The organism is Desulfothermobacter acidiphilus, assembly GCF_052073645.1.
Lineage (GTDB): Bacteria > Bacillota > Desulfotomaculia > Desulfotomaculales > Ammonificaceae > Desulfothermobacter > Desulfothermobacter acidiphilus.
Window position 1 is genome coordinate 1342434 of the sequence record NZ_CM125440.1, and the last position, 11467, is coordinate 1353900.

Genomic DNA, 11467 nt, shown 5'->3' on the forward strand with positions numbered 1-11467 from the left:
TACCAGACCTAGGTCTGCAAACCGATCCATATCCTCTAGCGATTATAGCACAAAAGCTCCTGCAACATCCCGCGATATTTTCCTCGTTTCCAGCAGATAACACAACATTTCTCCCCTCCAGCAGTTTCCCTTCCCCCTACTTCTGCTATCCTTCTCGGCTTAGCCTGCGACCCCACTCAAAAAGCGCGCGTATATGGCCTCCATTTTCTTCATGATCCTGTCCAGGGAAAAGGCCGTGACTTTTTCCCGGCCGGCCCCACCCAGGGTCTCACGCAGTTCCCGGTCTTTAATAAGCCTTTCCAGGGCGTCGGCCAAACCTTTGACGTCGCCCAGCTTTACCAGGAAACCCGTCCTCCCGTGCTCCACCAGGTCGCGGTTTCCCCGCACGTCGGTGGCCACCATCGGCAGGCCCGCGGCCATGGCCTCCATAAGGGAGCGCGGAAGACCCTCGCGCCTGGAGGTCAAAACCGCCACATCGCTCTCCCGCAAGATCTGGGGTACGTCCCGGCGGTAGCCCAGAAAGTGCACCCTGGGGATCCGCTCCGCTTCCACTCTTTTCTGCCACCGGCTAAGGAGTTCCCCGGTCCCTACCAGGATAAGATGGCAGCTACTGTGATGGGAAGCCAGTTCTTTCCACGCCGCCAGGAGCAGCCCGTGATTTTTATCCCGGCTCATTTCCGCCACGCAGGTGACCACTATATCCTCCGGTGCCAGTCCCAGCTCGGCCCGTACACTTTTCTCCGGCGGCAAGCCGGACGGGCCGAAACGGTCGAGCTCCACCCCCACGCCGGGGACGTAGAATAGATTCCGGCCCGGCTTGAAGCCCAAGCGGCAGGCGTTCTGGTAGTCCTCCTGGTTTATTACGATGAGGCCGTCAGTCCAGCGGGCGGCCAGGCGCTCGGCCGTGCAGTAGATCAGCCAGTTGCGCAAGGGAGCTCCTTTGTAAAAGTGAAAGCCGTGGGCGGTGTAGAGCACCGGCCCCTGGCCCGTAACCCTGGCCAGGTACCTCCCCAGAAAAGCCGCCACCGGGGTGTGGACGTGGATGAGGGCAAAGCGGTGGGTTTCCAGGAGCCGTCGGAGCTCTCGGAAGGCCTTCAGGTTTCTAGGGCTATAGGGCGAGCGGGCGAAGGGTATATCCCAGCACCCAACCCCTATGGCCTCCACTTCCTCCTTCCCGCCTTCGGCGGGAGAAGCCGCCGCGTGGACTTCACACCCCTTCTCTTGCAGGAGCTGCATGAAGGGGAGGTGGAAAGCGGCCAGATGGGTGTAGACGGTGGCAAGAAATAAAACTTTGGCTTTCGGCTCAGTCACCTAGAATTCCCCCAGTAAGCCATTATCTTTCGCTACCAAGAAGATCTTCGTCCTCGCCGGTGGAGCAAGCACCACGGCTTCCCAGTTAACGGATAAAGCCGGCTTCGTTACCTGTTACCGCCTGCCCCCAGAATAACAGAAAACCTAACCTGTGGTAAAACGGGATGCCGGTTTTGTGATATACTCCTTAGATGTGGGGGGGTCGTTAGATGGCAAAAGGCAAAGTCGTTGCTTTGGCCGCGAGCCTCGTAGCAGCTATGTTTCTGTTCCCTTCTCTTTCCTGGGCCGCCGTCAGAACGGCGGAGTTCTCCATCGGAAGCAAGACTTATTTCGCAGACGGCAAGCCCTTTTCTATGGACACCGTTCCCCGGGTGGAAAACGGGCACATTCTGGTGCCAGTGCGCTTTTTAGCCTACGCGCTGGGAGTCAAGGAAGATGGAGTCTCGTGGGACCCCGAGACCGGAGAGGTGAGAATAGAAGCTCCCCCCGGCTGCTACACCTGCACTTTCATTCAGCTTTGGCTTTACGAGAAATTCCTGCTCCGCAACCTGCCCGACCCCACAGCCCCCGATAAGGTGGCGCGGGCCAAGATGCGCCTGGGAACCGCCCCCTTCCTGGATGAAAGCGGCCGGGTCTTGGTACCCGTACGTGGAGTGGCCGAAGCCTTCGGCGCCACGGTGGCGTGGAACCCGGAAACCCAGAAGGCCACCATAAAGCTCAACCCCATTATGGCTCTGCGCTTCGACCGAGGCGGCAACCGTTATATCTTCTCCAATCAACCCGAGTTTCTTCCCGACCGGAGCGGTTACACCATTGAGCAGACCTTGAAAGAAGGCACCGGCTACGATGTAGAGTTTTTCCATCTCAACCCTCCCGGAGGGCAGCCCAAGTTGGTGGGCGTGGCTCTCTATAACCCAGGACCATCTAGCGCTTCCATCAAGATCGGTGCCAAGGTGGCCGACTCCGGCAGAGCTCGGGAGGCCATCGATCTAACCAGCGAGGGCCTGGTTAACTTCTTCCACGCGCAGGGTAAAGGTGAGCTGGAGATCCCGGCCAAAGGGTACGCCCTGCTCCTGGCCGAGTCCATCCCGGAAAACTTCTTGGCCTGGGGCAAAGCTGATCTTGAGGTCGAGAGAGGCCAGGTGCAGCTACGCGTGTTTCACGTAAGCCAGGAAGCGCTTAAGCCGGGATCCGAGAAAGACCTGGCAGCCACCGCCTTTAAACTCCCACGGGACCAGGATATGGACCCTGGTGTTACCACCGGGCTTTATACCTACGACCACCTTCGCAACGCCAACCCGATCGAGGCGTCGGAGCTCCCTTGCTTTGTCCTTTCCGAGTGGCTGCCCCGCTACAACCTGGGAGAGTACGACCGAGCGGCTGCTGGTTACCTAGGCTACCCTTACCTCGGAGGAAACTATGGAGCCGTGTATGAGATCACCATCTCGCACCCAGAAGGGAGAAAGCTCCGCATCACTCCCAACTGGCAGGCCGATGCCAACAATTACGCCCGCATTGTGCTTTACACTCCCGAGAAAGGGTGGCACGCCCTGCCGGGCATAACTCGGGGACAGAGTTGGGAAATCCAGATGGATGATTCCCCTACTTTTACTTTTCGCTACGCTCTGCCAGGAGGCAACTTTGGGGGGTTGCGCTTCGAAGTGATCCCCGGATAAAGCTTGAGCGGCGATCTAACTAAACTTTAAGGTAGATTTAATGCTTCTCTAAAGCCCGAGAGGTACACTCAGCTTGCCCTTCCACCTACAAACGAAGTCCGGTAACGAAGCCGCCGAACGAGCTTTGGTGGTCCGGCAAGCTACGTGCTATAATTACGTTCGGCCTGAAGGAGTAAACTTTAAATAACCGGCATCATCAAGGCCGCCATTCTAGAGCCAAACCGGACGTGGGCGCAAATCTCTGCACTAGGAAAGGAGCGGTATTATAACGTGTGCGGCATATGCGGATTCTCGGGAGACAAGCCCAAACTGCTAGACCAACATGCCCTGAGGTCTATGTTAAGAGTTATGCACCACCGTGGGCCAGACAGCGAGGGGGTGTACTATAAAAACGGCGCCGGGCTGGGAATAAAAAGATTGAGCATAGTTGACCTGCGCGGGGGACATCAACCGATCCATAACGAAAAAAAGACCGTTTGGATGGTTTTCAACGGAGAGATATACAACTACCAGGAGCTGAGCAGGCGGTTAAGCGCCAAGGGGCACACTTTCTACACCAGGAGCGACGGGGAAGTTATAGTGCATCTATACGAGGAGTACGGAGAGGAATTCGTCCATTACCTTAACGGAATGTTCGCCATAGCCATATACGACGAGAGAGAGAATAAGTTGGTGCTGGCAAGGGACCGCCTAGGAATAAAGCCGCTATACTACACCGTTATCAGCAACACACTTATATTCGCCTCGGAAATAAAATCCCTTCTCAGATGCCCTATCATCGACACCGAATTGAACCACGATAAGCTGGCCACTTATCTCTTATTCCGCTACGTGCCCGGAGAGCAAACGTTATTCAAAAATATTTTCAAATTGATGCCGGGACACCTTTTGGTGCACAAGAGTAACCAAGTGTCATTAAAGAAATACTGGGAAATAAATTTCCCCCACCAATACCAGGAAAAAGCAGACCATTATTACACAGAAAGATTGGCTCACCTGATCGAAGAGTCGGTGAAATACCGGTTAATAGCCGAAGTGCCTGTGGGCATTTTTATCAGCGGCGGTCTAGACTCGACCATAATCCTCGCGCAAGCGGCTGAATTGTACCCGGGACAGCTGAAAACCTTTTCCACGGCTTTTAAAAAACCAAAGGCCAAAACCAAGTCGAATGAGTTCGACGAGCTGGAGTACGCGAGGAAAGCGGCGCAATATTACGGCTCCGAGCACCACGAAGTGGTGGTAGATCCGGAAGCGGTGATCGATGAGCTGGAAAAGATCGTGTGGTTTTTGGACGAGCCCTTAAGCGATCCCACCGCTATACCGCTTTACTATATTTCCAAGTATGCAAAAAACCACGTTAAGGTAGCGCTCTCAGGAGAGGGGGCCGATGAGATATTCGCCGGCTACGCCGTCTACAAAGAGCCGTACGCGGTGAATAGATATAACTCCTTGCCCAAATGCATAAGAAAAGGTCTTATCGAGCCTCTGGTGCTTTCCATGCCGATAAATTTCGGAAAAAACTTTATCCGGAGAGCCGAGTTGCCCATCAGCAAGCGGTACAAGGGAGTGGGAATGACCTTTAATGAAAGCGAGTTGCCCCAGATACTCGACGAGAACCTACACGCAAGCATATTGAACCTTAGAAATGCTTTAGACACGTATGCTATGGACTGCCGGTGCGAAGATGAGATAAACCAGATGCTATATCTTGACCAGAAAACCTGGCTGGTGGAAGACGCGCTCTTAAAGGTCGATAGGATGTCCATGTCCAATTCCATAGAGTTGCGGGTTCCCTTCCTCGACCACAGGTTGGTGGAGTTCGCCGCTTCTATCCCGTCAAAGCTAAAATTTAGGGGCGGCAGCGAAAAATATATTTTGAAGCAGACTTACAGGCAGGAACTACCAGATTTTTCCTGGAAGAGAAAAAAGAACGAGTTTCCGGTGCCAATAAGTTCGCTGATAAAGAATGAGTATCGAACCTTCGCTTGTGACCTGCTCCTATCGTCCAGAGCCCTCGGCCGGGGCTATTTCAATAGAAGCTACATCGAAGCTTTGCTTAGTGGCAAATACAGAAGCGCTCGAGTGGGGAGACAAATCTGGCTGCTCCTAGTTTTTGAGCTTTGGCACCGCGTTTTTCTCGACGACAATGGCTATAAGGCCAAAAATCTAAATGACTGCGAGCTTTCCATGTGCAGGTGATCACGCAGTGGGAGCTGGGAGCCGCTCGCGCCTGGCCCGCTGCAGTAAAGAGCGGCCGAGTTCTAGATAGGTGCCGACTTCCTTCTCTTCTCTAGCCTCGGCAAATATCCGCACTACAGGCTCGGTCCCGCTGGCGCGCACCAGTACCCAGCCTTCTTCGAGAAGAATTTTAACTCCATCCGTGGTGTCCACGCGGTAGCCCTCGGATCGCGCCAACTCACTCACCAAAGTCACCACTCCCCTTCTCTCCTCCTCCACCCGCTCTTTGGTCTTAAGTTGGTAAAAGTGAGGCAAAGAAGCGATGAGTTCGCTGAAGCTACTTTTCTGGCGGCAGAAGAACTCCAGCAATTTGGCCGCCGTCATGGCCCCATCACGCCCCCACACGAAGTCAGGAAAGATGACCCCGCCGTTCTCCTCTCCTCCCACTAATCCCCGGAGCTCTTTTAAGGTCCGAGATACCGCCGCGTCCCCCACTTTGGTCCGCACCACTTTGCCACCCCACGCCTTCGCCACCTCGTCCACCACGTTAGAGGTGGCCACAGTGGTCACCACTAGTCCCCCATCGTGCTCCTCCAGCAGAGCTCCGGCTGCCAAAGCGAAGGTCTTGTCCCCCTGCACGAAGCGCCCTTCTTCATCGGCGAAGATGGAACGGTCAGCATCGCCGTCCTGAGCCACACCGAAATCCGCCCCTACCGAACGGACGATGGCCAGAAAAGAGCTTAGGTTTTCCTGGTTGGGCTCGGGGTTCCTTCCCGGAAAACGGCCGTCCGGGTGCCCGTTAACGCTTATCACCCGGCAGCCGAGTTCGCTGAGCAGATAGGGAAGCAGCACGCTGCCAGCGCCGTTGGCCGTATCCGCCACCACCAGGGGGCGCCGTCGAGCAATAACTTCCGTATCCAGCCGCTTTCTCACCCCCTCCAGGTATGGACGCACGGCGTCCTGTCGGCTGGCGCGCCCAGTTTCATTCCAGGTAGCGTAAGCGAAAGCTTTTCTATCCAACAATTCTTCCAGCGCTGCTTCCACCTCTGGAGCCAGCCCCAGGCCGTCGGGCTCTAAGAGCTTAATGCCGTTGTATTCCGGGGGGTTATGCGAAGCGGTTATCACTGCCCCGCCATCGGCCCCGAAGTGGCGGCAGGCAAATTGAACCACCGGCGTGGGAACGATGCCCACGTCCAGCACGTCCGCCCCCACTCCCAGAAGGCCGCTCACCAGAGCGCGCTTAAGAGCTCCGCCACTGAGCCTGGTGTCACGGCCCACCACCACCAGCGGTCTCCCTTTACTCTGGTCGCGCAGCCAGAGGCCGAAGACCACGCCTATCCGCTGAAGCAGGTCGGGATTGAGTTCTTCGCCCACTACTCCCCGCACCCCAAAAGTGCCGAAAACCTTACCCATCGTCTCTCTAGCCCCTCCCAAAGTCGTCTTCGAAGCGCTCGATATCGTCTTCGCCCAGATACTCCCCTATCTGGGTTTCGATGAGCTCCAGGATCACCTTGCCCGGGTTCTCCAGGCGGTGGCTTAGGCCCGCCGGGACGAAGACGCTCTCCCCGGGGCGCAAGAGCTTTTCCTCCCCGTCCACCGTTATGCGGGCCGTCCCCCGTACCACCACCCAGTGCTCGCTGCGGTGGTAGTGGCGCTGCCGGCTGAGCTTCCTGCCGGGCAGCACGGTAAGCCTCTTTATCTTGTACCTCTCCCCTTCCTCGAGTACCGTGTAGCTCCCCCAGGGACGGTAAGCGGTGCGGTGCACCACCGCCCGCTCGTCTTTCCGGCGCACGAGCTCGGCGTAGATTTTCTTGACCTCTTGCGCCCTGGGGCGGGGAGCCACAAGCAAGGCGTCGCCGGTATCGATGATGGCCAGGTCCTCCACCCCCACCAGGGCCGTCAGCCGCTCGGAGATCACCAGGTTCCCCCGGGCGTCGTGCAAGAGGCAAGTGGCGGCGACGCCTTGGGTAAGCACCGCGTTCCCCTCTTCGCACTTGGGCAGGGCCTCGTACACAGCGTCGAAGCTGCCCAAATCGCTCCAGTAAGTAGCGAGTGGCACCACCGCTACCCGGCTGGAGCGCTCCATCAGCCCGTAATCGATCGAGATCTCCGGCACCCGCCTGTAAGCATCGGCGATGTCGGCGGCAGAAGCGAAGGCATCCCACACTTCCGGAGCCAAAGATTCCAGCTCCCGCCAAAAGAGCTCGGTGTGAAAGACGAACATGCCACTGTTCCACCAGTAACCCCGGGCCACGTATTCCGCCGCCGAAGCGGCATCGGGCTTCTCCTTAAACTCTTCCACTTTGAATCCCGCCTTCAGGGCCTTTCCCGGCTTAATATAGCCGTAGCCGGTATGAGGTCGATCGGGCTTTATCCCGAAGGTTACTAAATATTCGGCGGCCAGTTCCTCCGCCGCCCGGAAGGAGCGGAGCAATTCCTCACCGCCTCCAAGAAGGTGGTCGGAAGGGAGCACCGCCACCGTGGCCTCGCCCCACTTCTCCCGAACCGCCTGCACACCCCAGCACACGGCCGGGAGGGTGTTTTTCCCTTCCGGCTCCAGCAATAAGTTCTCTTCCGGTAAGTTGACCCCCAGCTCCGCCAGATCGTCCTGCACCCGGAAGCGGTACTCGTGGTTGGTAACCACCAGGATCTCTCCGGGGCCAGACCACTTTAAGGCTCGCAGTACGGTATGCTGGAAGAGAGACCGGTGGTCAAACAGACGGATGAATTGTTTGGGCATGAGTTCGCGGCTTAGAGGCCATAGCCTGGTACCCTTACCCCCGGCCAGGATTAAGCTCTTCAAGTCCTCTCTCCCCACCTTCAAAATTCCAAGCTTTCCCCCTTCGTTTTCGCCATTTTATTACCCTTTTCCTGCCCCAGAACTAAGTCTAACCGCACGCGCATAAAAAGAAGGAGGGGGGATTATGCGTCGTTGGATTTTTTTATCAGCTACGCTCCTTTTGCTCTTATTCCTCTGGCACTGGAAGAGCCAAGCGCCGCCTTCCGGCGGGGGAGGCAGAGAGTTGGTGGTATTACTTCCCCCTCCCCGGGCGGAGTTGCTCCCGCTCTACCGGGCGGTGACAAGCGGAAGGGCCGAAAAGGAAGGTCTGCGCCTGAAGCTAGTGACCTCACCCCACCCGACGCCAGGTAAGAACGCCCTGGCCGCCCTGCGCGCCGAAGAGGTTCTCTACGCCCGAGCTCTAAGGGGTAAAAAGTGGAGAATAGTGGCCCTTATATCGGAGCGAGAATTAGCCTGGCTGGCGGGGAGCCGGGCGTTTCGCTGGGAGGATGTGCGGCAGCAGCGGGTGATCACTCCGGCAGGGGAAGAAGGCTTATCCGCAGTTTTTGAGGAAGCATTGCGCGAGAGAGGCTGGCGCCCCCACCAGGAAGTGGTCCTGATCAGCAACCTGCCACCGCACCTACACCGACCCGCCTTCAAAGCGGGGGTGGGGAGCCTGCTGCTGACCTCCGATCCCCTTATCCTGACCGACTCCTTTCACCTCCAGCCATTTTCCTCGCCTGCGCTACCCCGCTGGGGCCTGGTAGCGGAAGAAGGGAGCTTGACAGACAAAGAAGTGGAGGCGCTGCAGCGCCTGCTGCGAGAGAGCGCGGAAGAAATCTACAGCGAGTCCCCGGCGTTTCTGGCTAGCGAAATAACCGCCTTCTTCCCCCAGCTGAGCCTGACAGTGCTGACCAGAGCATTAGAGGAGGCCCAGCAGCAGGAGGTGTGGGCGAGAAATCCCCTACCCGATCCTTCCCTTTGGGAGAAGCTGCAGGAAATATTGAAGCGGGCAGGGGAACTCCCCCGCCCGCTAGAATATCGGGAAATTTTTACACCTGCCCCCAGGCCATGGACGGAGGAAGGGAACAAGTAACCGGCTGGGTGTGCGACTCGTCGTCAATGAGGGCCTCGCGCAGCACTTCGTCCATATGCCGCACCAGAACTAGGCGCAGCTTGCTTTTCACTGGCGCCGGTATCTCTTCTAGATCGCGGCGATTTCCCTCCGGCAGAATAACCGTTCTCACTCCCACCCGGTGGGCCGCCAGCACTTTTTCCTTGATGCCCCCCACCGGCAACACCCTACCGCGCAGGGTGATCTCCCCGGTCATGGCCACATCGTGCCGGACTTTGCGCCCCGTCAGAGCTGAAGCCAGGGCAGTAGCCATGGTGATGCCGGCCGATGGTCCGTCCTTGGGCGTAGCTCCCTCGGGCACGTGGATATGCACGTCGTATTTATCGTGGAAATTCTCGCTTATACCCAGTTCCTCGGAGCGGGAACGCACATAGCTGAAGCTCGCCTGAGCCGATTCACGCATAACCTCCCCTAGCTTGCCGGTCAGGATGAGCTTGCCTTTGCCACCGGGCAAGAGGCTGACCTCGATGGCCAGCACCTCCCCTCCGTTCTCCGTCCAAGCCAAACCCATGGCCACGCCCACTTCATCCTCGCTTTCCGCCTGGCTGGGGCGGAACTTGGGTACACCCAGAAATCTCTCCAGACTCTTCGCTGTAACTCTAACTCTGCTGTCTTTGCCCGATACTATGCTCCGGGCCACCTTACGGCACACCGCCGCTAGCTGGCGCTCCAAATTACGCACCCCCGCCTCTCGGGTGTACTCCCGGATGATCTTGCGGAGGGCGTTGTCCGAGAAACTTAGCTGCTCCGCGTTCAACCCGTGTTCCTTGAGTTGCTTGGCGATCAGATGCCTTCGGGCGATTTCCAGCTTCTCCTCCTCGGTGTATCCCGGAATCTGGATGAGCTCCATCCGATCCAGCAGCGGCCGGGGGATATTATAGAGATAGTTGGCGGTGGTGACAAACAACACCTGCGATAGATCGAACGGAATCTCCAGGTAATGGTCGGAAAAAGCGTGGTTCTGCTCCGGGTCAAGCACCTCCAACAGGGCCGCTGAGGGGTCGCCCCGGAAATCGGAGCTCATCTTGTCGATTTCGTCCAGCAAGAAGACTGGGTTCTTCGATCCCGCCTGCTTCATGCCCTGGATGATGCGTCCCGGTAGAGCGCCCACATAGGTGCGCCGGTGCCCCCGGATCTCCGCCTCGTCTCGTACCCCTCCTAAGCTAACGCGCACGAATTTGCGCTCCAACGCCCGCGCGATGGACCGAGCCAGCGAAGTCTTGCCCACCCCGGGTGGACCCACCAGGCACAGGATGGGGCCTTTCATATGCTTGACCAACTTCCTTATGGCCAGGTACTCCAATATGCGCTCTTTGGGCTCCTTTAAAGCGTAATGATCTTCGTCCAGTATCCGGGCCGCCGTCTCGATGTCCAAACGGTCGCGCGTGCTCTTGCTCCAGGGCAAGGCTAAAATCCAATCGAGGTAAGTGCGAACCACCGTGGCTTCCGCCGCCATAGGCGGCATCTTCTCCAGCCGCTCCACCTCTTTGAGCGCCCGCTCCTCCACTTCCTTGGGGAGTTTGGCCTGGGCTATCTTCTCCCGGTAGTCTTCCCCTTCGGCCACCCGTTCGTCTTTTTCTCCCAACTCCCGCTGGATGGCCTTCATCTGCTCCCGGAGATAGTATTCCTTCTGGCTCTTCTCCATCTGCTTCCGCACCCGGATGTTGATGCGGCGTTCCAGCTCCACTATCTCCAACTCTCGCGCCACGATGTCACAGAGTTTCTCCAAGCGCGCCCCCACATCCACCGCTTCCAGCAGCGCTTGTTTATCCTCAATCTTAAGGCTCAGGTGCGAAGCAATGATGTCCGCCAGCCTCCCCGGCTCCTCTATGCCCACTATGGTCACCAGGGTCTCCGGAGGGATGCGCTTGGAAAGCTTGACGTATTGCTCGAACTGCCCTAGCAAGTTACGCATAAGCGCCTCGGTGCGACTGTCGCGCTCCTGCCCTTCCTCAAACTGCTCCACTTCCACCTTGAAAAAAGGTTCCTCCTGAAGATAGCGCGACACCCGAGCTCGGGCTATCCCCTCCACCAGCACGCGGATGGTTCCCCCCGGGAGCTTCAGGAGTTGCTTTATCTCGGCCACCGTGCCCATAGCGTAAATGTCGTCGGGCCGCGGGTTATCGTTCTGAGCGTCCTTCTGCGCGGAGAGGAAAATAGCCCGATCCTTGAGCATTGTCTCGTCTATGGCTCGGATCGACTTTTCCCGCCCCACATCCAGATGAATGACCATATAAGGGAAGACCAGGATTCCCCGTAGCGGCAAAAGGGGCAGGCTGCGTGTCTTGGTCCCCATAAATGCATTGCACTCCTTTCGTCTCTGCCCCCGGCTGTAAAAGCCAGTTCGCTAACTAAGCATTATTTTAGCATAGGACTAGCGGCCAAAAC

Annotated in this window: 7 protein-coding genes; 3 read left to right on the plus strand and 4 right to left on the minus strand. The window is 57.5% G+C overall.

Translation table 11 applies throughout. The annotated features are described in order from the left end of the window. Nucleotides 1-159: 159 nt before the first annotated feature. Nucleotides 160-1311 carry a glycosyltransferase family 4 protein gene (locus tag ACTLLP_RS06920; RefSeq protein WP_441058302.1) on the minus strand — a complete coding sequence of 384 codons (1152 nt, stop codon included), beginning with the start codon at nucleotides 1309-1311 and terminating at the stop codon, nucleotides 160-162. A gap of 209 nt (nucleotides 1312-1520) precedes the next feature. Between ACTLLP_RS06920 and ACTLLP_RS06925 the strand changes: the two genes are divergently transcribed. Continuing rightward, nucleotides 1521-2987, plus strand: a complete 1467-nt coding sequence (locus ACTLLP_RS06925; RefSeq protein ID WP_441058304.1) for a stalk domain-containing protein — start codon at nucleotides 1521-1523, stop codon at nucleotides 2985-2987. A 270-nt stretch (nucleotides 2988-3257) separates the two neighbouring features. Next, the gene (gene asnB, locus ACTLLP_RS06930; protein WP_441058306.1) at nucleotides 3258-5186 is read left to right on the plus strand and encodes an asparagine synthase (glutamine-hydrolyzing); all 1929 of its coding nucleotides are present in this window, start codon (nucleotides 3258-3260) and stop codon (nucleotides 5184-5186) included. Here the strand turns inward: asnB and glmM are convergent, their stop codons facing one another. Beyond that, nucleotides 5187-6578: a phosphoglucosamine mutase gene (gene glmM, locus ACTLLP_RS06935; protein ID WP_441058308.1), complete on the minus strand. Its 1392-nt coding sequence runs from the start codon at nucleotides 6576-6578 to the stop codon at nucleotides 5187-5189. Between the two features lie 7 nt (nucleotides 6579-6585). Further along, on the minus strand, nucleotides 6586-7968 hold the full coding sequence (locus ACTLLP_RS06940; protein WP_441058310.1) for a mannose-1-phosphate guanylyltransferase/mannose-6-phosphate isomerase: 1383 nt from the start codon (nucleotides 7966-7968) through the stop codon (nucleotides 6586-6588). A gap of 121 nt (nucleotides 7969-8089) precedes the next feature. On the opposite strand from ACTLLP_RS06940, the gene ACTLLP_RS06945 reads away from it, so the two are divergent. Beyond that, a complete protein-coding gene (locus ACTLLP_RS06945) occupies nucleotides 8090-9040 on the plus strand; it encodes a substrate-binding domain-containing protein (protein WP_441058312.1) in 951 nt (316 codons plus the stop codon). On the opposite strand, the gene lon is transcribed toward ACTLLP_RS06945, so the two are convergent. Further along, nucleotides 8997-11375, minus strand: a complete 2379-nt coding sequence (lon, locus tag ACTLLP_RS06950; RefSeq protein ID WP_441058314.1) for an endopeptidase La — start codon at nucleotides 11373-11375, stop codon at nucleotides 8997-8999. The genes ACTLLP_RS06945 and lon overlap by 44 nt on opposite strands. Nucleotides 11376-11467 lie beyond the last annotated feature (92 nt).